Here is a 24,500-nt window from a genome sequence, read left to right on the forward strand (position 1 = left end):
TATCGAGGCCCCGGCGAGGGGTGCACTGCGGCTGCCTGCGGTGACCTACGGCGTCCCCGGCTCCCATCCCCTCTCCCGCAGGGCCGCCTCAACTCGTGCCACCGCGGGTCGCGCACCGCGTTGCATGTCCCGGCTGGTGATCAGGACGACGAGCCACCCCAGTCGCCGGAACCTTTCCGCCCGCAGGATGTCACGGTCTCTCTGCTCGCGGGTCAGGTGGTGGTCCCCGTCGTATTCGGCCGCCACGCGGAATCGCGGCCACATCATGTCCGGCGTCGGCCCGAGCTCCGCCTCATCCACCGGTTGGTTCAGGACGGGCTCGGGCAGACCCGCTGCCCGCAGGGCCAGTCGCAGGCGCGTCTCCATCGGCGAATCGGAGCCCACGCGGGCGAGCGCCAACGCCTCTCGAGCACGGGGCCGACCGATCCCCGGTGTCGCCTCGAGGGCTTGCTCCAACTGGTCGCGGGTCGCGTAGGGCGCGGTGCGACCGCCCTCGTGGCACGCGCGGGGCCGGCGCAGCAGGTGGTCGGCGATGACGACCAGATCCATGACCGACAGCTCCGAGCCGAGCGAGGCCCACGTCCCCACCCGATCGAGGATCCGCACGCCGTCGCGATGGATCACGCGGGTCTCGTCGAGCCGCCGCCGCACCCAACGCACCAGGTCATCACTCTCCCGACGGCTGCTCGGCGGGATCGCGAGAGTCAGCGGCCACGCCGAGATCCACCGCGGCAGTGGCATGCCCCAGCACCGGGCCGCGCTCGTCCCGACCACGACCACACTGGGGTCATTTCGGCACAGCGCCTGCGCGACGGCGAGCGGTCCCGCGGTGAGACCTGCACGGAGATACAGGCCCGTGCGCAGGCGCTGCACGTCACGCGCCAGGAGCCGGTGGGCGGGGATTCCCAGGGACAGGGCATCAACGGTCGTGAACACCGGGGAGGGGAGAGCGTCCGGCAGAGGTGTCGGTCGGCGAGCCATGGGCCGAGTCTCGGCGCGTCGACAGCGGCGGGGAGGCGCGGATCCACAACGCACAGGTCACCGGGACGGGACGGGTTTCCTCCCCACTGCGTCACCGCGGGTCACCCCGGCCTACGCACCCCGGTCCGGCCCACGCACCCCGGCCCGGCGCAAGAGTGGAGGATTTCGTCGGGAATCCGCCCTCGATTCCTCACGAAATCCTCCACGGATCGGGGGCCGGGCGCGCGGGGCCTTGGCCCTGCGCCGTCACTCCCACTCGATGGTGCCCGGCGGCTTGCTCGTCACATCGAGCACGACCCGATTGACCTCGGGGACCTCGTTCGTGATGCGCGTGGAGATCCGCCCCAGCACCTCGTACGGGAGCTTCGCCCAGTCCGCGGTCATGGCGTCGTCGCTGGTCACGGGCCGCAGCACGATCGGGTGCCCGTACGTGCGTCCGTCGCCCTGCACGCCGACGGAGCGGACGTCCGCCAGCAGCACCACGGGGCACTGCCAGATCTCGCGGTCCAGCCCGGCGGCGGTCATCTCGGCGCGGGCGATGGCGTCGGCGCGGCGCAGCACGTCCAACCGCTCCTTCGTCACCTCACCGATGATGCGGATGCCCAGGCCGGGGCCGGGGAACGGCTGGCGCCACACGATCTCGTCGGGCAGCCCGAGCTCGTGACCCACGGCCCGCACCTCGTCCTTGAACAGGGTGCGCAGGGGCTCGACCAGCTCGAAGGTGAGGTCCTCAGGCAGACCGCCGACGTTGTGGTGGCTCTTGATGTTCGCCGCGCCCTCACCGCCGCCGGATTCGACGACGTCCGGGTAGAGGGTGCCCTGCACCAGGAAGGCGGTGGCCTCGGCGTGCGCGTCGGTGCCACTGCCCTCGATCACCCCGCGCTCCCGGAGGATCTCCTCCTGAGCGCGTTCGAAGGTGCGGATGAACTCGCGGCCGATGATCTTGCGCTTGGTCTCGGGGTCGGTGACCCCGGCGAGGGCCGCGAGGAACTGCTCGGAGGCGTCGACCACCCGCAGCTGCGCACCGCCGGTGGATTCACCGAAGGCCTTCTCGATCTGCGCGGACTCGTCCTGCCGCATGAGCCCGTGATCCACGTACACGCAGGTGAGGCGGTCGCCGATGGCGCGCTGCACGAGGGCGGCGGCCACCGCGGAGTCGACCCCGCCGGAGAGGGCGCAGATGGCGGTGCCGTCACCGATCTGCTCGCGGATCCGCTCGACCTGCTCCTCGATCACGTTGCCGGTGGTCCACGACGGGTCGATGCCGGCACCGCGGTACAGGAAGTTCCGCAGCACCTCCTGGCCGCGGTCGGAATGCCCGACCTCCGGGTGCCACTGCACGCCGAACAGGCGCCGCTCGGGGTGCTCGAAGGCGGCCACCGGGCTGCCGGCACTGGTGGCGATGACGCGGAAGCCGCTGGGGGCCTCGGTGACGGAGTCGCCGTGGCTCATCCACACGTTCTGGTCGAGGTCCTGCCCGTCGAGCAGCACGGAAGCGCCGTCGACGGCCTCGAGCCGGGTGGCGCCGTACTCGCGCACACCGGTGGGGGCGACGGTGCCGTCGAGCGCCGCGGCCATGGCCTGGAAGCCGTAGCACAGGCCCAGCACGGGCACCCCGGCGTCGAGGATGGCGGGGTCGAGGCGCGGGGCGCCGTCGGCGTACACGCTGGAGGGGCCGCCGGAGAGGATGATCGCGAGGGGTTCACGCGCCAGGATGTCGGCGGCGTCGGCGGTGTGGGGGACGATCTCGGAGTAGACGTCGGCCTCGCGCACGCGCCGCGCGATGAGCTGGGCGTACTGGGCTCCGAAATCGACCACCAGGACGGGGCGCTGGGAAGTCTCGGTCACGAGGGAATCCTACGGTCTGCGAGGTCCTCCTCCATGCGGGCGTGGGTCCACCGCTCCCCCACGAACGACAGCACCGGCACCACGCCGAACAGCATCAGCAGCAGCATCCGCGGCAGTCCCCAGCGCATCTTCGACCACAGGTCGAAACCGAGCACCACGTACACGAAGTAGATGACCCCGTGGATAGGCGACCACATCGACGAGATCCGCTCCCACGTGGGATCCCCCGGCAGTACCAGGTACTTCATCACCATGATCGCCACCAGGATCAGCAGGGCGATGCCCTCGACGATGCTGGCGACGCGGAACCGTGCGAAGGCGGTGCGCGCGGGGACCGGGTCGATGGGGCGGGTGGTCATGAACTGCCCTCCTGGGAGTCGAGGCTGTCGAGGTACTGCGTGCGGACGGTGCGCCACCACAGGTACAGGAAGAACCCTCCGAAGAGGATCCACTGCGCGGTGTATCCCACGTTCTGCAGGTTCAGGCCCTGCTGGAAGGCCGATTCGGCGGCGGGCAGGGGGCGCAGCGGCGAGGCCGGGTCATCCTCGGCGAGGTATCCGGCGTACATGGGGCCGCCCCATTCGTTGACCAGCAGCTGAGTGGAGATCTCCTGCACGGTGCCGTCGGGGCCGAGGCCGGACTGGGCGGCCTCGGCGGGTTCCAGGCGTGCGGTGAGCGTCACGTCCCCGGTCGGCGGTGACGGGATCGTCGCGGGGAGGCGGTCCCCCTCAGCGGGGAGCCATCCACGGGCGACGGGGATCACGGCGGTGTCCGCTCCGGGCTGCGGGACCTCGAGCGCAGTCACCACGATCACGGCGTCCTGCCCGTCGATCCGCCGGCCCGGCACCAGCACCTGACGCGCCGGGTCGAACCGTCCGGTCGCCGTGGTGCGCGCGCCGACCAGCTCGTTTGTGACCGGGTCCTCGGGCCGCAGGTCGCTGCCGAGCGTGATCTCCCGCACGGGCTGCTCCCGGCCCGTCACCGTCCGCTGCGCACGGTCCCACTGCCAGGACGCCAGCAGGCCGCACACCATGGTGGCGGCCAGCATCAGCGCCAGCAGCGCCAGGGAGCGCGGTCGCAGGGCCGTTCGGAGCACCTGACGATCGTACGCGTCGGTACGCTGGAGAGCGTGTCCCACAGCGTGTACATCGCCAGTCCTGAAGGAAGCACCGGCAAGTCGGCCGTCGCCCTCGGCGTGCTCGAAGCCCTGATCGCGCGTTCCACCCGCGTGGGGGTGTTCCGCCCCGTCGTGAAATCCGGGGTGGCCCGCGACTATGCGACCGATCTCCTCACCTCCCACCCGGGGGTCGACCAGACCTACGACGAGGCCCTCGGCGTCGACTCCGCCCTGATGGTGGATGACCCGGAGCGGGCGCAGGAGATCATCCTGGCCCGCCATGCCGAGCTCTCCCAGCGCTACTCGGCGCTGGTGGTGATCGGCTCCGACTACGACGACGTCGCAAACCCGGCGGAGCTGGCGTTCAACGCCGATGTGGCGGCGAACCTCGGCGCCCCGGTGGTGATCGTCGTCTCCGGCATGGACCGCAGCCCCGACCAGGTGGCCGCCCTCGCCGACGTCTCCCGCAGCCAGTACGTCTCCCACCACGCCACGCCCATCGCCCTGGTGGTGAACCGCGCCGCCCCGGAGTCGCTCGACGCGGTGCGGGAGGCGGTCTCGGAGCGCCTCGGCGGGGACCTGCTGGTAGCGGCGCTGCCGGAGAGCCCGGTGGTGATGTCGCCGACCGTCCAGGCCCTCAAGGACGCCGTGGACGGCACCCTGGTGCAGGGCAGCCCCGAGTGGCTGGGCCGCGTGAGCCTCGGCACCGTGGTGGCGGCCATGAGCCTGCCGAACGTGCTGCGCCGCCTCACGGAGAACTGCACCGTGGTGGCCCCCGGCGACCGCTACGACCTGCTGCCCGGACTGTTCATGGCGCAGCAGTCGGGCACCTTCCCCACCCTCAGCTCGATCATCCTCACCGGCGGGTACGAGGTGCCCGATGAGGTCACCCGCCTGATCGCCGGTGTGCAGCAGGACCTGCCGGTGATCTCCAGCGACCTCACCACCTTCGATGCGGCGATCCGCGTGGGCTCGGCCCGTGGGCGCCTCACCGCCGACAGCCCGCAGAAGCTCGACGCCGCCCGCCGTGTGCTCGCCGAGAACCTCCCGGTGGACGAGCTGCTCGCACGGATCGACGTGGCCGAGAGCACCGTGGTGACGCCGCGGATGTTCGAGTTCCAGCTGCTGGGCCGGGCCCGCGGCGCGAAGCAGCGGATCGTGCTGCCGGAGGGCGACGAGCCGCGGATCCTCGCCGCCGCCGAGTCGCTGCTGGCCCGCGGTGTCGCCGATCTGATCCTGCTGGGTGACGAGACCGCGATCCGGGCACAGGCCTCCCAGCTGGGTCACGACATCTCCGAGGCTCGGATCGTCTCCCCGCATGACCCGGAGCTGGTGGAGAAGTACGCCGCCGAGTACGCGCGCCTGCGCGCGAAGAAGGGCGTCACCCTGGAGCAGGCCCGCGAGCGGGTGCAGGACGTCTCCTACTTCGGCACGATGATGGTGCAGATGGGTGAGGCCGACGGCATGGTCTCCGGCGCCGTCCACTCCACCGCCCACACGATCCGGCCGTCCTTCGAGATCATCAAGACGAAGCCCGACGCGAAGATCGTCTCCTCCGTGTTCCTCATGGCCCTGGAGGACCGGGTGCTGGTGTACGGCGACTGCGCCGTGAACCCCGATCCGACGGCGGAGCAGCTGGCGGACATCGCCGCCCAGTCCGCGGCCACCGCGCGCCAGTTCGGCATCGACCCGCGGGTGGCGATGCTGTCGTACTCCACCGGCACCTCCGGTAGCGGGGCGGACGTCGACAAGGTGCGCGAGGCCACCGAGCTGGTGCGCGCCGCGCGTCCGGAGCTCGACGTGGAGGGTCCGATCCAGTACGACGCTGCGGTCGATGCATCCGTCGCGAAGACGAAGCTGCCGGATTCGGCGGTCGCTGGACGTGCCACGGTGTTCGTCTTCCCGGATCTGAACACCGGTAACAACACCTACAAGGCCGTGCAGCGCTCCGCCGGTGCCATCGCCATCGGCCCCGTGCTGCAGGGCCTGAACAAGCCCGTCAACGACCTCTCCCGGGGCGCCCTGGTGGAGGACATCATCAACACCGTGGTCATCACCGCCATCCAGGCGCAGGCCGCTGATCAGGAGAACGCATGAGCGCCGCATCCATCGTCCTCGTCCTCAACTCCGGCTCCTCCTCGCTGAAGTTCCAGCTGCTCGACCCCACCGACGGCGCGGTGCGTGCCCGAGGCATCGTCGAGCGCATCGGTCAGGAGCGCGCCTCCGCGAAGATCGCCGCCGGGGACGACGAGCACCGCTGGGAGGGTGCTGCCGCCGACCACGTCGCCGCCATGGGCGTGGTGCAGGAGCTCCTGACGCAGGTGGGGCTGTCCCTCACCGACGGGTCGGTGCGGGCGGTCGGGCATCGCGTGGTGCAGGGCGGGTCCCGGTTCTCCGAGGCCACGCCGATCGACGACGCCGTGCGTGACGCCATCCGGGAGCTGGGCGAGCTCGCGCCGCTGCACAACTATGCGGCGGTCGACGGGATCGACGCCGCCCGCGCTCTGCTGCCGCAGGTGCCGCATGTGGCGGTGTTCGACACCGCCTTCTTCACCGATCTGCCGGCGGCCGCGCACACCTATGCGATCGACCGGGAGGTCGCGGCCGAGCATGCGATCCGCCGGTACGGCGCCCACGGCACCAGCCATCGCTTCGTCTCCGAGGCCACCGCGCAGCTGCTCGCCGCGCAGGGCCGCGACGTCTCCGACCTGCGGCAGATCGTGCTGCACCTGGGCAACGGCGCCTCCGCCTCGGCGGTGCGCGGCGGCCGCCCGGTCGACACCTCCATGGGGCTCACCCCCCTGGAGGGCCTGGTGATGGGCACCCGCTCCGGGGACATCGACCCGTCGGTGTACGTCCACCTGAGCCGCCGGGCGGGGATGTCCCCCGACGAGGTCGACCAGCTGCTGAACAAGCGCTCCGGCATGCTGGGCCTGTGCGGGATGAGCGACTTCCGGGACGTCAGCGAGGCGATCGCCGCCGGTGACGAGGCCGCGACCCTCGCGATGGAGGTGTACATCCACCGGCTGCGCAAGTACCTGGGCGCCTACACCTTCGTGCTCGGGGGGCTCGATGCCCTCACCTTCACCGCGGGCATCGGCGAGAACGACGACGAGGTGCGCGAGCGGCTGCTGACCGGCCTGGAGGACCTAGGGATCGTGCTGGACCGGGAGGCCAATGCCCGCCGCAGCGGGGAGGCACGGATCATCTCCGCCCCGGAGTCGCGGGTCGTGGTGCTGGTGGTGCCGACGAACGAGGAGCTGGCGATCGCGCGTCAGGCGGTGGAGGTCATCGGCGCCTGAGCGCGTGGGAGGATGAGGGAGTCCCACCGAACCCGCGTCCCGACCGAGGGGGTCCCCACTCATGTCCACCACTCCTCCGCCCCAGTACCCCGGTGCTCCCGCCCCGCAGTACCAGGCAGGTCCCGCCGCCGCGGCGGCCCCGGCGCCCCGTCGCCGCGGACTCAAGCGGATCATCTTCGGGTCCCTGGGTCTGGTGGCGAACGCCGTGGGTCTGCTCTTGGTTCCGTTCCTCACCGCGATCATCGGCGCTGTGATCGCCATGAACGGCGCCACCGCGGTGTCGGCCGGAGCCCCCGGTGCCGAGGTGACCGCGAAGTCGCTGGATCTGGTGTACGTCTACGCCCCGGCCACGGAGGCGGAGAATGCCCAGTGCACGGCCTCAGGGGCCGGTGCGACCTTCGAGCCGAGTGTGGCCGACGGCGGATTCTCCAAGACGGTCAACGGCGCTGAGTACGTGGAGATCGGCAGCGTGACCCCCGCGCGGGCCGGTCAGGTGCAGGTGCTCTGCGAGGGCGTCAGCGACATCGCCATCGCCACGGTGGGTGTCGGTGGTTTCCTCGGCACCTCCCTGCTGAGCTTCAGCATCCCGATCGTGCTGGGGCTGGTCTCCCTCGGTCTGCTGATCTGGGGCATCATCGCCCGGGTGCGGAGCGGGAAAGCCGCCCAGCGGTTCTGAGCCGCTCCTCCAGCCCGTCCCGCACCGCCGGCCACTCCGCCGCCAGCACGCTGAAGTAGTCGACGTCCGCGACGGTTCCGTCAGCGGCGGGACGGAAGGCGCGCAGGGTCCCCTCGTACCGGGCACCCAGACGCAGGATCGCGCGGCGGGAGCGCTCGTTGCGATGATCGCAGCGCAGCGCCACCCGCCCCACCTGCAGGACCTCGAAGGAATGCTGCATCAGCAGCAGCTTGGCGGTCGGGTTGACGACCCCACCCCGGGCGTCCCGCGCGTAGATGGTGTGGCCGATCTCGGTGCGCAACCCCGGCGCCACGTCGTACAGCGCGGTGCGGCCGACGAAGCGCCCGTCGAGCTCGACCGCGAGGAACAGGTCCCCTGCGCGGTCCACGAGGTTCTCGAGGTGGCCGCGCATCGCCGTGTCATCGGAAGGTAGCGGCACGCTCATGCCCGCCCAGGAGTCGGCGTCGACGAGGGCCCGCAGCGCGGCGGCGTCGGCGGCGGGATCCAGGGGCCGTAGCCGCACCGGACCCCGCGTGAGGGCCAGCTCGTGGCGCATGCGCTCAGACCGTGGTGACGACCTCGATGCGCTGCAGTTCCTTGAGGTCGGTGTACCCGGTGGTGGCCATGGCGTGCCGCAGCGCACCGATGAGGTTGGTGGTGCCGTCGGCGGCGAGACCGGGACCGAAGAGGATCTGCTCCAACGGTGCCACGGTGCCGACCTGCACCCGGTGGCCGCGCGGCAGCGTCGGATGGTGGGCCTCGCTGCCCCAGTGGTAACCCCGACCGGGGGCCTCGGCGGCGCGGGCCAGGGCGGCCCCGACCATCAGCCCGTCGGCGCCGCAGGCGATGGCCTTCACCAGGTCACCCGAGCGGCCGAGACCACCGTCGGCGATCACGTGCACGTAGCGGCCCCCGGATTCGTCCATGTAGTCGCGGCGGGCGGCGGCCACGTCGGCCACCGCGGTGGCCAGCGGCACGGAGATGCCGAGGGTCTCGCGGGTGGTCTGGGCGGCGCCGCCGCCGAACCCGACGAGCACGCCGGCGGCGCCGGTCCGCATGAGATGCAGGGCAGCGGTGTAGGTGGCGCAGCCGCCGACGATCACCGGCACGTCGAGCTCATAGATGAAGCGCTTGAGGTTCAGCGGTTCGCGACCGCTGGAGACATGCTCCGCGGAGACGGTGGTGCCGCGGATGACGAAGATGTCGACTCCGGCGTCGATGACGGTGCGGTAGTGCTCCTGGGTGCGCTGCGGCGACAGGGCACCGGCGGCGGTGACCCCGGCCTCGCGCAGCTCCCGGATGCGGGCGGTGATCAGCTCCGGCTGGATCGGCGCGGAATACGCCTGGCGCAGGGTCTCGACGACGGAGTCCTCATCGGCGTCGGCGATGGCCTCGAACTGCGCGGTGGGGTCCTCGTAGCGGGTCCACAGGCCCTCGAGGTCCAGCACCCCGAGGCCGCCGGCGCGGCCGAGGGCAATGGCGGTGGCGGGCGACATCACCGAGTCCATGGGGGCGGCGAAGATCGGGATCTCGAACCGGTAGGCGTCGACCTGCCAGGCGGTGGAGACATCCTCGGGGTCGCGTGTGCGCCGGGAGGGCACCACGGCGACGTCGTCGAAGGAGTAGCTGCGGCGTCCGCGCTTGTTGCGGCCGATCTCGATCTCGCTCATCACGCCTCGAGTCTATCGAGCGGGCCCCCGCCCGCGGCCCGTCACAGCGGCCAGGCGAGGGGTGCGTCGGGGGTGCGGCCCTGCCGCTCCAGGAACCGGTTGAAGTTCTCCGCCCAGTCGCGGTGCCACTCCCCCTGGCGGCGGAACAGCTCGTCCAGCGGCATCTCGGCGATCTCCGGGTGGCGGGCGGCGAGGGCCCGCAGCACATCCAGGGTGGAGGAGACGTCGACGTCGGCGGTGTGGAGGCGGCCGTCCTGTTCCACCCCGTAGTGGGCCATGAGGTCGACGAGCTTGCGCTTGCCCTTGCGGAAGCGGTCGACGCCGCGGTCGATCACCAGCGGGTCGATCACCGGCGCGATCTCCCGGCCGAGCCGCTCACGCAGCGTCGGCAACCCACACCGGGCGAGATCGGCCTCGAGGATCTGCAGGTCGAAGGATCCGTTGTACGCGACGATCGGCACGTCCTGCTCGAGCGCGCGCGCCAGGAGCGCGGCGACCTCGTCGAGCGCCTCGGCGGGCGGGAGGCCGTGGGCGCGCACATGCGCGTCTGAGATGCCGTGCACCGCCTGCGCGGCCTCGGGGATCGCGACGCCGGGGTCGATCAGCCAGGTGGCGACGGTCTCGCCGTCGCGGCCGGGGGCGACGGAGTACACCAGGGCGACGGTGATGATGCGGTCGGTGGTGACGTCGGTTCCGGTGGTCTCGGTGTCGAAGCCGAGCAGCGGGCGGTCCAGCCAGGAGGTCATGGGGTCAGGGTAGATCCGGGCGCGGTCAGCAGCATCAGCACCGTCAACAGCCCGAACAGGATCACCGGCGCGAGGATCGCCAGCACGATCGCCGTGACCGGACGGCCGGGGCGCTCCCCCCGCACCAGGGCGGCGATGGCGGCGCCGATGCCGAACAGCCCCAGGCCGCTCCACAGCAGGGTGAGGGCCCCGAGCGCCCACACCAGGGTCTGGTACCAGGTGGGGGTGTCGGTCAGCAGGCGCCCGTGCGCGGCCTCCATCGGCCCGGCGGTGGCGCCAATGATCCCGGCGCAGAGCAACCCGCCGAGCAGGGCGATGATCACGGCGGTGAGGGCACGGCGGCCCCAGCGGTCGGTGGGCGGGGGTGCGGTGCTCATGGCTTCCAACCTATCCACCGGCCATGCGCAGCGGCGAGGGGGACGCCCCGTCCGTCACCGCACCGTGTAGTTCGGGGCCTCCATGATGGCGGCGAGGTCGTGGGGGTGGGATTCCTTCAGACCCGCCGCGGTGATCCGCACGAAGCGGCCGCGCTCCTTGAGCTCCGGCACGGTGTGCGCGCCGACGTAGAACATCGACTGCGACAGCCCGCCCACCAGCTGGTGCACGACGCCGCCGAGGGCGCCCTTGAACGCCACACGACCCTCGATGCCCTCGGGGACGATCTTGTCGTCGCTGCTGACGTCGGCCTGGAAGTAACGGTCCTTGGAGAAGGACTTTTTGCCGCGCGAGGCCATCGCCCCCAGCGATCCCATGCCGCGGTAGCTCTTGTACTGCTTGCCGTTGACCAGCACCACCTCACCCGGGGATTCCTCGGTGCCGGCGAACAGGGAGCCGATCATGACGGTGTCGGCGCCGGCCACGAGGGCCTTGGCGATGTCACCGGAGTACTGCAGACCGCCGTCACCGATCAGCGGCACGCCCGCGGGCTTGGTGGCGCGGGAGGCCTCGTGGATGGCGGTCACCTGCGGCACGCCGACACCGGCGACGACGCGGGTGGTGCAGATGGAGCCCGGGCCGACGCCGACCTTCACCGCATCGGCGCCGGCATCGACCAGCGCCTGGGCGCCCTCGCAGGTGGCCACGTTGCCGCCGATCACCTGCACGTCCGCGAAGTACGGGTCGGATTTGATGGTCTTGATCATGTCGAGCGCCAGGCGGGCGTGGCCGTTGGCGGTGTCGACCACCAGCACATCCACCCCGGCGTCACGCAGTTGCCCGGCGCGGTCGAGGGAGTCGCCGAAGAAGCCGACGCCGGCGCCGACCAGCAGGCGGCCCTGGCCGTCCTTGGAGGCCTGCGGGAACTGTTCCGACTTCACGAAGTCCTTGACGGTGATCAGACCGGTGAGGCGGCCGTCGGCGTCCACCAGCGGCAGCCGCTCGCGCTTGTTGCGGCGCAGCAGGGCGGTGGCCTCCTCCGCGGTGACGGTATCCGGCGCGGTGAACAGCTCGGTGGTCATGACGTCCCGCACCTTGGTGGTGGCCCATTCAGCGACGGGGATGAAACGCAGATCACGGTTCGTGCAGATGCCCAGCAGGCGGTTCTCCGGGTCGACCACCGGCAGACCGGAGACGCGGAACTGGCCGCACAGCTGGTCGAAGTCCTCCAGGGTGGCGTCCGGGCCGATGGTCACCGGGTTGGTGATGCGGCCGGTCTGGGTGCGCTTGACGAGGTCGACCTGGTGGGCCTGGTCCTCGATGGACAGGTTGCGGTGCAGGATGCCGATGCCGCCCAGGCGGGCCATGGCGATGGCCATCCGGGACTCGGTCACGGTGTCCATGGCGGCGCTGGCCAGGGGGATGTTGAGGGTGATCTCGCGGGTGAGGCGGCTGGCGGTGTCCACCTCGGAGGGGATCACGTCCGTCTCGCCGGGGAGCAGCAGCACATCGTCGTAGGTGAGGCCGACAAAGCCGAAGGGGTCCGCGATCGTCATGGATCCAGGGTAGTCGCGTGCGCGCGGCCGGGCCGCACGGGATCGCCCGGGAGTGCGGGCTCGAGGCCGCCGAGCACCCGCCGCACCCTGTCGTACTCCGCGAGGAACGCCCGCTCGTCGTGGGCGTACTCTTCCCGCCACGGCATCCCGACCCGCTCGGCGGCGGCGCGGTGGGCGTCGGTCCGGCGCAGCGCGCGGGCGCGGGCCGCGAGCTGCGACCGCGGTGGGTCGACGGGCAGGTGGGCCGCGTCCTGCAGCGCCCGCAGACCGTCGAAGGCGGCGTCATCCCAGCCGATGCTGCCGACCCACCAGTCGACGGGCTCCCCCGGAACCTCCAGGCCGATGCGGGCAGCGTCACCCCGACCGGGGCCGCCGATCGCCCACACCACCCGATCGATACCCACCTCGTCGCGTCGTAGCGGACCCCGCCATCGCTGCAGTCGGCGGGTTGTCGGCTCGAACACCACCCGGACCGCGAGACCCAGCAGCAGCGCCGCCCACACCGCGAGCAGAGCCCACACCGTCAACGGGCCGAGCAGCCACGACCAGCCCTCCGGCACCCCGAGCTGCTGCAGGACCGCCGCCGACAACGGCGTCACCACCAGGGTGAGGATCGGCGCCCCGAGGGCGACGAACGGCACCCACCGCGCCCGCCACGACGGGCCCACGAGGATCGCACCCGCGCGGGTACGACGGGGTGTCGGCGGGGCGTCGAGGGTCATGGCTCCAGGCTACGGGGGCTGGCCAGGTCGCGTGGCTCCCCCGTGATCGGGTCGGTGAAGGCGAGTTCCGCCGCGAGCAGCCGCAGCGGCCCCTCGGCCGCGAGCACGGCCTCGGCGTCCCTCACCTGCGGGTACAGCGGATCTCCCACGATGCCCCAGCCGCGCGAGGCGAGTTGCAGGCGCAGCTGATGGGTGCGCCCCGTCTGCGGGACCAGCTCCACCTCGGCGCGTCCGTCCCCCACCGCCACCACGCGCAGCCGTGTCCGCGCGTTCGGTGCGCCCGTCTCGACGCGCGCTTGCAGCACGCTGCGGTCCTTGACCAGCCGGTCCTCCAGCAGCATGTCGGCACCCAGGGGCAGGGTCTCGTCGGCCACCACGACGGCCCGATACACCTTGCGCACCCTTCGCTGCGCGAACAGGTCCTGGTAGGCGGAGCGTTCCTCCCGACGGCAGGAGAAGGCGAGCACCCCCGCGGTGGGACGGTCCAGGCGGTGGATCGGGGCGAGGTCCTCCAGACCCGTGCTCTGCCGCAGGCGCACGAGCGCAGAGCGCAGCACGTGCTCACCGCGGGGCATGGTCGCCACCCCGTGGGGTTTGTCGATCACCAGCAGGTGCTCGTCGTGCAGCAGGATCGGCAGCTCTGGTTGATCTGCTCGAGGTTCGGGCCGCAGTTCGCGGTGGAACCAGAGCTCATCGCCGGTGCGGGCCGGATCATCCGCCGTCCAGGGGCTCCCGTCGGCCCGCACGATCTCCCCACGGGCGAAACGCTCTGTGAGCGGTCGGGCGGCGGGATCGAGCACAGGCGGGAACCGCTCGGCGAGCACCGTGAACGCGGTGCCCTGTACGTGCGGGCCCAGGCGCAGCCGCACCGGGTCCAGTCCGTCGCGCTGCGGCAGCGGCGGCCGGGGCCGCGGCCGCCGGCTCACAGGCCCCAGATGATGAAGGTGAGGACGTTGTGGGCCACGTAGAACAGGGCGACCACCGCGAACACCAGGCCGGGGCGGCGGTCGGTGACGGCGAGGGCGTGCGGCACATGCTCGTTGACCTCGGCAGGGGTGGCGCGTTCGATGCGCTCGACCTCGACGCCATGCTCCTCGGCGCGGCGCACCAGGGCGGCCTGGGCGGTGCGGCTGAAGAAGCGGCCGCCGATGGCCACCGGCTCGGCCTCGGTCCCCGTCTGCACCAGCACCAGGTCATGGGAGCGGGCGGGGCCGTCGAGCTCCTCGGCGCCGCGGCGCACGACGTCGACCACATCGACCACGCGGCGCACCTGCGACCATTCGGCCCGCACGGTGCGGCGGAACAGCCCGCGCAGCACCAGCCCACGGTCATCCACCGTCAGCCAGGTGGTGACGATCCGCGCGACCATCACCAGCGTCGCCAGCACCACCAGCATCCACACGATCAGCGGGAGGGTGAACACCAGGTCATGGAACAGTCGCGGGTCGTTCCACAGGCGCTGCCCGATGAAGCTGATGATCACCAGGAACTCGAGCGCCAGGGCGAAGACCACTGCCGCCACCAGGGCCGCGATCACCGCGGCCGGGGGTGGCCCGAACACGCGGCTCGAGGTGCGGTCCCTGCGCTGGTCGGACAGCTCAGCGGTGTCGCTCACGGTGGGAGCCTCCTGGGGCGGACGGATGGTGGCGGGTTCATCGTAGGCGCGCACGGCGACGCCCCGCCCACACGGGGTGGACGGGGCGTCGGCCAGTCGGTCGGGCGGCGGGAGGATCAGTCCTCGTCGTCGTCCTTCTTCTCCACGACCAGGGTCTCGGTGGTGAGCACCAGGGTGGCGATGGAGGCGGCGTTGCGCAGGGCGGAGCGGGTGACCTTGACGGGGTCGATGATGCCCGCGTCCACCAGGTCCACGTACTCGCCGGTGGCGGCGTTCAGGCCGTGGCCGGTCTGCGCGGCCTTGACCTTCTCCACCACGACGTAACCCTCGAGGCCGGCGTTCTCGGCGATCCAGCGCAGCGGCTCCACCAGGGCCTTGGCCACGGCGCGCACGCCGATAGCCTCGTCCCCGGTCAGACCGAGGTCACCGTCGAGCACGGAGGAGGCTTGGACGATGGCGCTGCCGCCACCGGCCACCATGCCCTCGTCGATCGCGGCGCGGGTCGCGGAGACCGCGTCCTCGATCCGCATCTTCTTCTCCTTGAGCTCGACCTCCGTGTGGGCGCCCACCTTGATGACGGACACGCCGCCGGCGAGCTTCGCGAGACGCTCCTGGAGCTTCTCGCGGTCCCAGTCGGAGTCGGTGTGCTCGATCTCGCCTCGGATCTGCGCGACGCGGTCGGCCACGGCCTGGTCGTCACCGGCGCCGCCCACGATGGTGGTGGTGTCCTTGGTGACGACGATGCGGCCGGCGGTGCCGAGCACGTCCAGGCCCACGGTCTTCAGGTCGAGGCCGAGGTCGGGGGTGACGACCTGGGCGCCGGTGAGCACCGCGATGTCCTGCAGCATGGCCTTGCGGCGGTCGCCGAAGGCGGGGGCCTTCACGGCGGCGCCCTTGAAGGTGCCGCGGATCTTGTTCACCACCAGGGTGGACAGGGCCTCACCGTCGATGTCCTCGGCGATGACGAACAGCGGCTTGCCGGACTCGACGACCTTCTCCAGCAGCGGCAGGAGGTCCGCCACGGCGGAGATCTTGCCCTGGTTCAGCAGCACGTAGGCGTTCTCGAGCACGACCTCCTGGCGGTCGGCGTCGGTCACGAAGTGCGGGGAGATGAAGCCCTTGTCGAACTGCATGCCCTCGGTGAAGTCCAGCTCCATCGCCGTGGTGGAGGACTCCTCCACGGTGATGACGCCGTCCTTGCCGACCTTGTCGAAGGCCTCGGCCAGCAGCTCGCCGATCTCGCGGTCCTGGGAGGAGACGGCCGCGACGTTCGCGATCTGCTCCTTGCCCTCGACCTCGATCGCGATCTCGCCGAGCTTCTCGGAGACGGCCTCGACGGCCTTCTCCATCCCGCGCTTGAGGGCGGCCGGGGCGGCGCCGGAGGCGACGTTGCGCAGGCCCTCGTGCACGAGCGCCTGGGCCAGGACGGTGGCGGTGGTGGTCCCGTCGCCCGCCACGTCGTTGGTCTTGGTCGCGACCTCCTTGGTGAGCTGCGCACCGAGGTTCTCGAACGGATCCTCGAGCTCGATCTCACGGGCGATGGTCACGCCGTCGTTGGTGATGGTGGGGGCGCCCCACTTCTTGTCGAGCACGACGTTGCGGCCCTTGGGGCCGAGCGTCACCTTGACGGTGTTCGCGAGACGGTCGACGCCGCGCTCGAGCGCGCGCCGTGCCTCCTCGTCGTAGATGATCTCCTTGGCCATGCGCTCAGCCCTCGACGATCGCGAGGATGTCGCGGGAGCCCAGGATCAGGTACTCCTCGTTGCCGTACTTCAGCTCGGTGCCGCCGTACTTGGAGAAGACGACCTTGTCGCCGACCTTGACGTCCATGGGAACGCGCTGGCCCTTGTCATCGAACCGGCCCTCGCCGACGGCGACGACCTCGCCCTCCTGGGGCTTCTCCTTGGCGGTGTCCGGGATCACGATGCCGGACGCGGTGGTCTGCTCGGCCTCGAGCGGCTTGACGACGACACGATCCTCAAGGGGCTTGATGGAGACCGACATGCGGGTTCACTCCTTCACGTGAGAGGTCAGGACGTCGGCGGTGCCGACGTCGGGAGACGTGGTCCCGGTCCAGGCCGTCGTCGCGGTGCCGACCGGGTGGGACCCCGAGGCAGCTCTGGCACTCTCGCCGGAGGACTGCCAACGCACGCCACTCTAGGGCCGCTCTGGCACTCGTGCAAGGCGAGTGCCAACCGCTCTCGCCCAGGGCGTAGCGACGCAGGTCACGGGATTCTGGTGAGGTGCACGACGAAATGTCCGCACCGCTGGCGCCCCGAAAGGTCACGATGCGATAACGGAGTCATGAGCCGCATCCTCCGCACCGCCCGTGAAACCCTCCGTCTCTCCCATGACCGTCGCGACCGCCGTGAGGACACCACCCCCGCGGGGCGCCGCGGCCAGGCCGGCGCCTCCGTCATGTACGCGCACACCGCGCGCGGCGGCATCGGCCTGGGCATGGGGCGCTGAGCCCCTCCCTCACCGACCCGCGGCGTCGATGATCGCCTGCACCTCCTGCGGGCCGAAGCGGTAGACCGGGCGCGATGCGTCGCGCAGCGTGTCCCCCGCGTTCGGCCACACGGAGGTGGCGATCCTCGGCGCCGCATCGTCATCGGGCAGCTCCACCAGGCTCGCCCCCGACAGCGGCAGCGAGATCTCCTCGTCCCCGCTGGCGCCCACCGGGTCGACCACATTGGTGATGCCGGGGGCCACATGCACCGGCACCCCTCCCACGGTGCCGCCCATCGCATGGTGGTAATGGCCGGCGAGCACGATCCGCACATCACTGTCCGCGATCACCGCGGCGAGGTCACCCGGTTCCGCGAGCTCCAGGGAGCGCAGCATCCGCGTGGCCGCCGCGACCGGCGGATGGTGCAGCAGCAGCACGGTGCCGCGGCCCCCCGGGGCGGGCTGCGCCAGCACGGCACGCAGCCACTCGAGCTGTTCCGGCTCCAGGCGGCCCCACCCGGCCCCCGGCACCGTCGTGTCGAGCACCACCGCACGGCCTCCGCCGGGCAGGTCCACGACTCGGTCCTGCCACGGCCCGCCGTGGTCCCCGGGGCCGGCCACCTCCGCGTACCGGGCGGGCACGTCGTGGTTGCCCATGGCGATGGCGAGCTGCGCGCCGAGGCGCTGCGCGAGCGGCTCCAGCAGGGCGTGCAGCCGCCGGTAGCTCTCCACCGTGCCGTCCTCGGAGGCGTCCCCGGTGTGCGCCACCAGGTCCACCGCGCCGAGCGGCGCGAGGCGGTCGATCACCCCGGCGAGGGCGGCGGCGGTGTCGATGCGGTCGTAGTGCCGGACACCGCCGGGCCCGAACAGATGGGTGTCGGTCAGGTGCAGGATGCGCATGCCCCGAGCCTAGGGGCCGACCCTAGAGGGAGCCGAGCCACTCCTGGGAGCCGTCCCCGAACTCCTGATGCTTCCAGATCGGCAGCCGCCGTTTGACAGTGTCGATGAGATCGTCGAGGGCAGCGATGGCGAGCTTGCGGTGCCCGGAGGCGACGGCCACGGCGAGCGCCACCTCCCCCACCCGCAACGGCCCGACGCGATGCTCCACAGCGATGAGCACGTCCTGGTAGCGTTCGGCGATCTCCTCGGCGACCTCACGGGCGACGCGACCGGCCTCGGGGTGCGCCTCATAGCTGAGGGCGACGACGTCGCGGCCCTCGTCGTGGTCGCGCACCACTCCGTCGAAGGTGACGACGGCGCCGCAGCGCACATCGGCCACCCGGGGGGCGAGCTCGGCGGCGGCGACAGGGGCGGTGCCGACAGCGGCGTGCCGCACCCGCTCCGCAACGCTCCCCAGGGGCGGGTCGTCCCCCACCCGCAGGGTCTGCGGATCTCCGGTGAACAGGGGCCCGCCGCCGTGGGGGTCGTGGTGGTGGTGAGTCACTGGTGGCCCTCGCCGTCGCGCTGTGCGAGCAGGTGGTCCAGCAGCGGGTCCAGCACGGCGATGCCGTCCTTCACGCCGCCGCGGGAACCGGGCAGGTTGACCACCAGAGAACGACCGGCCATCCCGGCGACGCCGCGGCTGAGCAGCGCGGCCATCTTCTGGGAGGCGCCGCGGCGGCGGATCTCCTCGAGGATCCCGGGCAGGGGGCGGTCGACGAACGGCTCGGTCTCCTCCGGGGTGCGGTCATCGGGGGTGATTCCGGTACCGCCGGAGGTGATGACCACGTCGGCGGCCTCCCCCAGAGCGGCGCGCAGGGCGTCGCCGACAGCGGGGCCGTCGGGCACCACCACGGGCCCGGTCACCTCGAGGCCACGCCCGCGCAGCCAGTCGACCAGCAGCGGGCCGGTGCGGTCCTCGTAGGTGCCGTCGGCGGCGCGGGTGGAGGCGATCACCACGTGCGCGGTGCCGACCAGGGCGGCTGCCGTCTGCGTCTCGTCGCGGGCGTGGCAGTCGGCGTCGGTGCGGGCGCGGGTGCGGTCGCGCGGATCCTCGGTGCTCACTGGTCCTCCTCACGGTGCCAGTCGCCGCTGCGGCCCCCGGATTTCGCCAGCACCCGGGTGCCGTCGATGGTCGCCAGGTGGTCCACGGCCTTCAGCATGTCGAACAGGGTCAGGGCGGCGACGGAGGCGGCGGTGAGTGCCTCCATCTCCACCCCGGTGCGGGCGGTGGTGCGCACGGTCGCGGTGACGCGCAGGGTGTCGGCACCGGCCCGGACGATATCGACCTCGATGCCGGTCAGCGGCAGCGGATGGCACAGCGGGATGAGGTCCCAGGTGCGTTTGGCGGCCTGGATCCCGGCGATCCGCGCCACGGGCAGGGCCTCCCCCTTGGGGAGGTCACCGGCCAGTACGCGCTCGACGACGTCCTCGCGGGTGTGCAGGGTCGCCTCGGCGGTGGCCTCCCGGGCGGTGACGGCCTTGTCGCCGACATCGACCATGTGGCTGCTGCCGTCGTGGCGCAGGTGCGTGAGCTCGCTCATTCGTCTCCGATCAGGATCGTGTCCACCGTGTCCCCATCGTGCACCCGCGCGGTGCCGACGGGGATCCGCACCAGGGCGTCGGACTGTGCCATCGCCCCCAGCAGGTGTGAGCCGGGACCGCCGACGAGCCGGACCCTGCCGGTCGGCAACACCCGGGCGCGGCGGTACTGCTCGAGGGCGGGCGGGGAGTCGGCGGGCTCCTCGGTGCTCAGCGGCAGCTGCAGGACCCGGCGCGGCGCGGCCCCGAGGGCGGGGCGCAGCAGCACCTCGGCCGACAGCAGCGCCGAGACGGGGTTCCCGGGCAGCGCCACCCACGCGGTGTCGTCGAGGCGGCCGATGCCCTGCGGCCCGCCGGGCTGCATCGCCACCCGCACCAGGCTCATGCGCACCCCGGGATCGTCGGCGGCCAGACGCACCGGTTCGTACGCCCCTGCGCTCACCCCACCGGAGGTGACGATGAGGTCGACTGCATGGTCGGCGAGGGCGCGGCGCAGAGCGGCGACGAGCTCCCCGGGGGCGTCACCCGCCCGGAGGGTCGCGACGACGTCGGCGCCGGCGCGGGTGAGGGCCGCCGCCAGGCCGGGGCCATTGGCGTCGTAGGCGCCACCGGGCGGAAGGGTACTGCCAGGGGCGGTGAGCTCCCGCCCGGTGGAGGCGACGAGCACCCGCACGGGCTCCAGGACGGGCACCTCCGGCAGGCCGCAGGCGGCGAGGTGGGCGATCCGCGCGGGGGTGAGGGTCTCTCCCTCGCGCAGCACCAGGTCCCCGGCATGGGTGTCGCTGCCGGCGGGGCGGACGTACCGACCGGGCGTGGTGTCGGTGGGGTGGAGGGTGACGGTGGGCAGGTCGAAGCGCCCCTCGGCGCTCTCCTCGATCGGCACCACCAGCTGGGCGCCGCGGGGCAGCGGCGCGCCGGTCATGACGGGGGTGGCGGTGCCGGGGCGGTGCTCGCGCGGCGCTGCCCCGGCGGGGGCGGGCTCCCCCACTGGCAGCGGTCCGCCGAGGTCCTCACGCCGCACCGCGAACCCGTCCATCTGGGAGTTCGCGAGCGCCGGGACGTCGACCCGGCTGCGCACGTCCACGGCGGAGCACCGACCGACCGCTCCGGCCCCCAGCGGCACCGTCTCCACGCGGCGCAGGCCCGCGACCAGCGCCGCGACGTCCTCCTGGTGGTCGCGCAGCGGCAGGCGCGGGGTGGTCTCGGTCATGCGCCCCAGTATCCCGTGGGTCCCGGGCCGTAGGCTGGGTCGACCATCGATCCGCGGAAGGAGAGCGCATGGCACCGCGTCGTGTCGGCCTGGGGATGCCGAAGCCCCGTCGCGCCGATCCGCTGGGCCCCGAGCCCGCCGCGCCCGACCGCCCCGACACCCCCGCCCTGGTGGACCGTTTCGCACGGACCGCCACCGACCTGCGCCTGTCCCTCACCGATGTGTGCAATCTGCGCTGCACCTACTGCATGCCGGAGGCGGGGCTGACGTTCCTGCGCCGCACGCAGATGCTCACCACCGAGGAGGCGGTGCGGCTGGTGCGCATCGGCGTGGAGCGTCTGGGGATCCGCAAGGTGCGTCTCACCGGCGGGGAACCCCTGACGCGACCCGACCTGGAGGAGATCATCTCCGGGATCGCGGCCCTCACCCCGCGGCCCGAGATCTCGGTGACCACCAACGCGATCGGCCTGGACCAGAGGGCCGCGCGCCTCGCTGCCGCGGGGCTGGACCGCATCAACGTCTCGCTGGACTCCGTGGTGGAGGAGACGTTCGAACGGATCACCCGGCGGCCGATGCTGCACCGGGTGCTGGCCGGGATCGACGCCGCACGGGAGGCCGGCCTGACCCCGGTGAAGATCAACGCCGTGCTGCTGCCGGGGCTGAACGAGCCGGAGGTAGCGGACCTGCTGGCCTGGTGCCTGGAACGGGACCTGCAGCTGCGGGTGATCGAGCAGATGCCGCTGGACGCCGATGGTGTCTGGGACCGGGAGGGCATGGTCACCGCGGCTCGCACCCGGGAACTGATCGGGCGGCGTTTCGACCTCTCCCCCGCCCCGGTCGCGCGGGACGGCGCCCCCGCCGAACTGTTCGATGCGGTGGACCGTCGCGGGGAGGTGCCCCGTGGTCGCGTGGGCATCATCGCCTCGGTGACGGAGCCGTTCTGCGCCGACTGCCGCCGCACCCGGCTGACCGCAGAGGGACGGGTGCGCACCTGTCTGTTCTCGCATGAGGAGACGGACCTGATGGGGCTGCTGCGCGGTGGCGCCGACGACGAGCGCATCGCCGAGCGCTGGCGCGCCGCACAATGGGGCAAGGCCGCCGGTCACGGCATCGGCGCCGCCTCCTTCGCCCCGCCGGAACGCCCCATGAGCGCGATCGGAGGATGACTCGGATGGTCACCGTGCGACTGTTCGCCGCGGCCGCCGCGGCCGTGGGCGCCCGCACCCTGGAGCTGCCGGCCCCCACGCTCGGCGCCCTGCGCAATGAGCTCGATGCCCGCACCGACGGTGAGGGCCGACGGGTCCTGGCCCGCAGCAGCCTGCTGGTCGACGGTGTGAGCCGCGACGAGGCCTCGTGGCCGTTGCCCGCGGGCACGCGGGTGGATGTACTGCCGCCCTTCGCCGGGGGCTGAGCTCAGCCCTCCGGAACGGCTTCGAGGCCCCCGCGCACGGACCGCGTGGTGATGCCGCGTTCGGCGAGCGCGCGGCGGGCGGTCTCGCTGCGTCGGCCGCTGGCGCACAGCAGCACCGCCCCCTCCAGCTCCGGCCCGCCCGACGCGAGCAGCTGCGCGAGCGGCAGGTGCCGGGTGCCCGGCAGGTGACGCTGCTGCCATTCCGTCTCCTCGCGCACATCGACCACCAGCGTCCCGTCCGCGATCAGACCGGGCAGCTCCTGCGGCTCCACGGGGGCCGGGCCGTCGGCGGCGGTGGGGGCGCCGGGCAGGCCGCAGGTGAGGGCCACGTCCTCCACGGTCGTCACCACGGGCCGCCCGGGGCGGCGCTGCAGCGGCACCTGATCCCAGGTGAGGGTGAGCGCATCGAGCACGGCGAGGCGCCCCAGCAGCGGGTCCCCGCTGCCCAGGACCAGGTGGATCACCTGCAGGGCCATCGCCGAGCCGATCAGCCCGCACAGCGGGCCGACCACGCCCGCCTCCGCACAGGACGGCACCTCCCCCGGGGCCGGGGGGCTGGCCACCAGGTCGCGGTAGGTCGCGCCCCGGCCGGCGTCGGACCAGAACACCGCCACCTGCCCGTCGAAACCGAGGATCGACCCCCACACCACCGGCAGGTCGAGGATCTCCGCGGCATCGGAGACCGCATAGCGGGTGGGGAAGTTGTCGCTGCCGTCGACGATGACGTCATGCCCGGCGAGCAGTTCCACCGCGCTCGCCGCATCCACGGCCCGCTGCACGGGCACCGCCTCCACCCCGGGGGCGAGGGCGCGGGCGCGCTCCGCCGCGGAGACGGCCTTGGGGCGGCCGAGGTCGGCGGCGGAGTGCACCACCTGCCGGTGCAGGTTCGAGGGCTCCAGCACGTCGGGGTCGAGGATCGTCAGCCGGCCGACGCCCGCGGCCGCGAGGTACTCGATCACCGGGGAGCCGAGCCCTCCGGCCCCGACCACCGCGATGCGGGCCGCGGCCAGGCGCCGCTGCCCCTCCTCCCCGATCTGCGGCAGGCGCATCTGGCGGCGGGTGCGGGCCGCGCTCGCGGGGTCCAGGACGGGGGCCGGGGTGACGGGGCGGGGGCGAGGGGTCATGGTCGGCAACCTACCGTCGAGGGCCTGGGAGGTGGGCCGTCGGGATGGTGAAGACGGTTCGGTAACGATTCGGCACCGGCCCGCGACGGCGGCATGCGACCGCCGTCACATGGGCTAGCATCCATCCCAATCCGGCCGTCAATGGCCGTCCACGACCTGGTCCACGTCCTGCGACTCCCGCACCGTCGCGGCGCTCGCACGGGGAAAGAACGCATGAGCAAGTACATCCTGCGCAGGTTCCTGAACTACCTGCTCCTCACCATCTTCGCGACGGTGTTCGTCTACATCGCCGCGAGCACGTTCTTCTACCCGCGCAAGCGCTACCTCGGACGGAACCCTCCGATCGATGAGGCCTCGATCGATGCGCAGCTGAGCGCCCTGGGTGTGAACGACAAGGACCCGGTGCTGCTGCGCACCTGGTGGTGGATCGAGCGGATCATCACCGAGCCGTTCTCCGGGAAGCTCGGGATGGACGCCTCCGGCAACCTGGTGATGGAGCAGATCGCCACCCGCTCGATGCTGTCGCTGAACCTGCTGATCCTGGGCGCCCTGTGCGCTGCGATCCTCGGTGTGGCCCTGGGTGTGTGGGGCGCGGTGCGGCAGTACAAGCTGTCGGACCAGGTCGTCACCTACCTCAGCTTCATCCTCATCTCCACGCCGACCTTCGTCGGCGGCGTGCTGCTGATGATCCTGGCGACGAACATCAACAACCTGCTGGGCTTCCAGATGCTGTCGTTCACCGGCCCCTACACCCCGGGTATCGGCGGGCCGGACGATCCGAAGACCCTCGACTGGTTCCTCAACCGGGCGAACCACCTGATCCTCCCGACCATCGCCCTGACCCTGTTCGGCGCCGCCGGGTACTCCCGGTACCAGCGCTCGATCATGCTGGACGTGCTGGGCAGTGACTTCATCCGCACCGCCCGCGCGAAGGGCGCCACCCGCGCCCGCGCGCTCATCAAGCACGGCGTGCGTGTCGCGTTGATCCCCATGTCCACCTATTTCGCCTACAACTTCGGCCTGCTGATCTCCGGCTCGGCCTTCCTCGAGATCGTGTTCTCGTGGGAGGGCATGGGCAAGTACGGCATCGTCGCCGTGCAGCAGTCGGATGTGAACGCTCTGGCCGGGACGGTGGCCTTCACCTCGATCCTGTTGCTGTTCAGCTCCACTCTGTCCGAGGTCCTGTTCGCCGCCCTCGACCCGCGCGTGAGGTCCTGA

27 protein-coding genes are annotated in these 24,500 nt (G+C 72.1%); 7 read left to right on the plus strand and 20 right to left on the minus strand.

The features are described 5' to 3' along the window. Positions 1-45: 45 nt before the first annotated feature. From JSY14_RS04800 to JSY14_RS04815, 4 genes are all read right to left on the minus strand, one after another. Entirely contained in the window at positions 46-981 is a 936-nt protein-coding gene (locus JSY14_RS04800; RefSeq protein WP_259557618.1) for an endonuclease domain-containing protein, read from the minus strand. 246 nt (positions 982-1,227) lie between these two features. After that, on the minus strand, positions 1,228-2,829 hold the full coding sequence (gene guaA, locus JSY14_RS04805; protein ID WP_259557619.1) for a glutamine-hydrolyzing GMP synthase: 1,602 nt from the start codon (positions 2,827-2,829) through the stop codon (positions 1,228-1,230). Then, complete coding sequence (locus tag JSY14_RS04810; RefSeq protein ID WP_259557620.1) at positions 2,826-3,188, minus strand: DUF3817 domain-containing protein; 363 nt, start codon at positions 3,186-3,188, stop codon at positions 2,826-2,828. The genes guaA and JSY14_RS04810 overlap by 4 nt, the downstream gene beginning before the upstream one ends. After that, entirely contained in the window at positions 3,185-3,925 is a 741-nt protein-coding gene (locus JSY14_RS04815; protein WP_259557622.1) for an SURF1 family protein, read from the minus strand. Before JSY14_RS04815 ends, JSY14_RS04810 begins: the two co-directional genes overlap by 4 nt. Before the next feature lie 33 nt (positions 3,926-3,958). Here JSY14_RS04815 and pta point away from each other — a divergent pair, with 33 nt between their 5' ends. From pta to JSY14_RS04830, 3 genes are all read left to right on the plus strand, one after another. Then, positions 3,959-6,043, plus strand: coding sequence for a phosphate acetyltransferase (gene pta / locus JSY14_RS04820; RefSeq protein ID WP_259557624.1), 2,085 nt, complete (start codon positions 3,959-3,961; stop codon positions 6,041-6,043). Then, a complete protein-coding gene (locus tag JSY14_RS04825) occupies positions 6,040-7,248 on the plus strand; it encodes an acetate/propionate family kinase (protein WP_259557625.1) in 1,209 nt (402 codons plus the stop codon). Before pta ends, JSY14_RS04825 begins: the two co-directional genes overlap by 4 nt. A gap of 61 nt (positions 7,249-7,309) precedes the next feature. Further along, the gene (locus JSY14_RS04830; RefSeq protein WP_259557626.1) at positions 7,310-7,924 is read left to right on the plus strand and encodes a hypothetical protein; all 615 of its coding nucleotides are present in this window, start codon (positions 7,310-7,312) and stop codon (positions 7,922-7,924) included. On the opposite strand, the gene JSY14_RS04835 is transcribed toward JSY14_RS04830, so the two are convergent. From JSY14_RS04835 to groES, 10 genes are all read right to left on the minus strand, one after another. Continuing rightward, complete coding sequence (locus JSY14_RS04835) at positions 7,881-8,480, minus strand: GNAT family N-acetyltransferase (RefSeq protein ID WP_259557627.1); 600 nt, start codon at positions 8,478-8,480, stop codon at positions 7,881-7,883. The genes JSY14_RS04830 and JSY14_RS04835 overlap by 44 nt on opposite strands. Positions 8,481-8,484: 4 nt before the next feature. Further along, entirely contained in the window at positions 8,485-9,594 is a 1,110-nt protein-coding gene (locus tag JSY14_RS04840; protein ID WP_259557628.1) for a GuaB3 family IMP dehydrogenase-related protein, read from the minus strand. Positions 9,595-9,635: 41 nt separating this feature from the next. Beyond that, positions 9,636-10,340, minus strand: a complete 705-nt coding sequence (locus JSY14_RS04845; RefSeq protein ID WP_259557629.1) for an exonuclease domain-containing protein — start codon at positions 10,338-10,340, stop codon at positions 9,636-9,638. Further along, on the minus strand, positions 10,337-10,717 hold the full coding sequence (locus tag JSY14_RS04850; protein ID WP_259557630.1) for a hypothetical protein: 381 nt from the start codon (positions 10,715-10,717) through the stop codon (positions 10,337-10,339). Before JSY14_RS04850 ends, JSY14_RS04845 begins: the two co-directional genes overlap by 4 nt. Positions 10,718-10,771: 54 nt before the next feature. Beyond that, positions 10,772-12,271: an IMP dehydrogenase gene (gene guaB / locus JSY14_RS04855; RefSeq protein WP_259557632.1), complete on the minus strand. Its 1,500-nt coding sequence runs from the start codon at positions 12,269-12,271 to the stop codon at positions 10,772-10,774. Beyond that, the gene (locus JSY14_RS04860) at positions 12,268-12,993 is read right to left on the minus strand and encodes a hypothetical protein (protein WP_259557633.1); all 726 of its coding nucleotides are present in this window, start codon (positions 12,991-12,993) and stop codon (positions 12,268-12,270) included. The genes guaB and JSY14_RS04860 overlap by 4 nt, the downstream gene beginning before the upstream one ends. Beyond that, positions 12,990-13,919, minus strand: coding sequence for a pseudouridine synthase (locus tag JSY14_RS04865; RefSeq protein WP_259557634.1), 930 nt, complete (start codon positions 13,917-13,919; stop codon positions 12,990-12,992). The genes JSY14_RS04860 and JSY14_RS04865 overlap by 4 nt, the downstream gene beginning before the upstream one ends. Continuing rightward, the gene (locus JSY14_RS04870; protein WP_259557635.1) at positions 13,916-14,608 is read right to left on the minus strand and encodes a hypothetical protein; all 693 of its coding nucleotides are present in this window, start codon (positions 14,606-14,608) and stop codon (positions 13,916-13,918) included. Before JSY14_RS04870 ends, JSY14_RS04865 begins: the two co-directional genes overlap by 4 nt. A 116-nt stretch (positions 14,609-14,724) precedes the next feature. Further along, positions 14,725-16,311 carry a chaperonin GroEL gene (gene groL, locus JSY14_RS04875; protein ID WP_259557637.1) on the minus strand — a complete coding sequence of 529 codons (1,587 nt, stop codon included), beginning with the start codon at positions 16,309-16,311 and terminating at the stop codon, positions 14,725-14,727. Between the two features lie 4 nt (positions 16,312-16,315). After that, on the minus strand, positions 16,316-16,612 hold the full coding sequence (gene groES, locus JSY14_RS04880; RefSeq protein ID WP_259557639.1) for a co-chaperone GroES: 297 nt from the start codon (positions 16,610-16,612) through the stop codon (positions 16,316-16,318). Positions 16,613-16,912: 300 nt separating this feature from the next. Here groES and JSY14_RS04885 point away from each other — a divergent pair, with 300 nt between their 5' ends. Continuing rightward, positions 16,913-17,077, plus strand: a complete 165-nt coding sequence (locus tag JSY14_RS04885) for a hypothetical protein (protein ID WP_259557641.1) — start codon at positions 16,913-16,915, stop codon at positions 17,075-17,077. A 9-nt stretch (positions 17,078-17,086) separates the two neighbouring features. Here JSY14_RS04885 and JSY14_RS04890 read toward each other — a convergent pair whose 3' ends face one another. Genes JSY14_RS04890 through JSY14_RS04910 form a run of 5 tightly spaced genes read right to left on the minus strand, consistent with a single transcriptional unit; the run spans position 17,087 to position 20,747 of the window. Next, complete coding sequence (locus tag JSY14_RS04890; RefSeq protein ID WP_259557643.1) at positions 17,087-17,956, minus strand: metallophosphoesterase; 870 nt, start codon at positions 17,954-17,956, stop codon at positions 17,087-17,089. Between the two features lie 22 nt (positions 17,957-17,978). Continuing rightward, positions 17,979-18,500, minus strand: coding sequence for a molybdenum cofactor biosynthesis protein MoaE (locus JSY14_RS04895; protein ID WP_259557644.1), 522 nt, complete (start codon positions 18,498-18,500; stop codon positions 17,979-17,981). Further along, the gene (locus JSY14_RS04900; protein WP_259557645.1) at positions 18,497-19,060 is read right to left on the minus strand and encodes a MogA/MoaB family molybdenum cofactor biosynthesis protein; all 564 of its coding nucleotides are present in this window, start codon (positions 19,058-19,060) and stop codon (positions 18,497-18,499) included. Before JSY14_RS04900 ends, JSY14_RS04895 begins: the two co-directional genes overlap by 4 nt. Further along, entirely contained in the window at positions 19,057-19,539 is a 483-nt protein-coding gene (moaC, locus tag JSY14_RS04905) for a cyclic pyranopterin monophosphate synthase MoaC (RefSeq protein WP_259557646.1), read from the minus strand. The genes JSY14_RS04900 and moaC overlap by 4 nt, the downstream gene beginning before the upstream one ends. Beyond that, complete coding sequence (locus tag JSY14_RS04910) at positions 19,536-20,747, minus strand: molybdopterin molybdotransferase MoeA (RefSeq protein WP_259557648.1); 1,212 nt, start codon at positions 20,745-20,747, stop codon at positions 19,536-19,538. Before JSY14_RS04910 ends, moaC begins: the two co-directional genes overlap by 4 nt. A 68-nt stretch (positions 20,748-20,815) precedes the next feature. Here JSY14_RS04910 and moaA point away from each other — a divergent pair, with 68 nt between their 5' ends. Then, the gene (moaA, locus tag JSY14_RS04915; RefSeq protein ID WP_259557649.1) at positions 20,816-21,913 is read left to right on the plus strand and encodes a GTP 3',8-cyclase MoaA; all 1,098 of its coding nucleotides are present in this window, start codon (positions 20,816-20,818) and stop codon (positions 21,911-21,913) included. Positions 21,914-21,918: 5 nt separating this feature from the next. Beyond that, complete coding sequence (locus JSY14_RS04920; RefSeq protein WP_259557650.1) at positions 21,919-22,158, plus strand: MoaD/ThiS family protein; 240 nt, start codon at positions 21,919-21,921, stop codon at positions 22,156-22,158. 2 nt (positions 22,159-22,160) lie between these two features. On the opposite strand, the gene JSY14_RS04925 is transcribed toward JSY14_RS04920, so the two are convergent. Further along, entirely contained in the window at positions 22,161-23,282 is a 1,122-nt protein-coding gene (locus JSY14_RS04925) for a ThiF family adenylyltransferase (protein WP_259557651.1), read from the minus strand. Between the two features lie 213 nt (positions 23,283-23,495). On the opposite strand from JSY14_RS04925, the gene JSY14_RS04930 reads away from it, so the two are divergent. Further along, positions 23,496-24,500 carry an ABC transporter permease gene (locus JSY14_RS04930; protein WP_259557652.1) on the plus strand — a complete coding sequence of 335 codons (1,005 nt, stop codon included), beginning with the start codon at positions 23,496-23,498 and terminating at the stop codon, positions 24,498-24,500.

This window comes from Brachybacterium sillae (assembly GCF_025028335.1).
Classification (GTDB): Bacteria; Actinomycetota; Actinomycetes; order Actinomycetales; family Dermabacteraceae; genus Brachybacterium; species Brachybacterium sillae.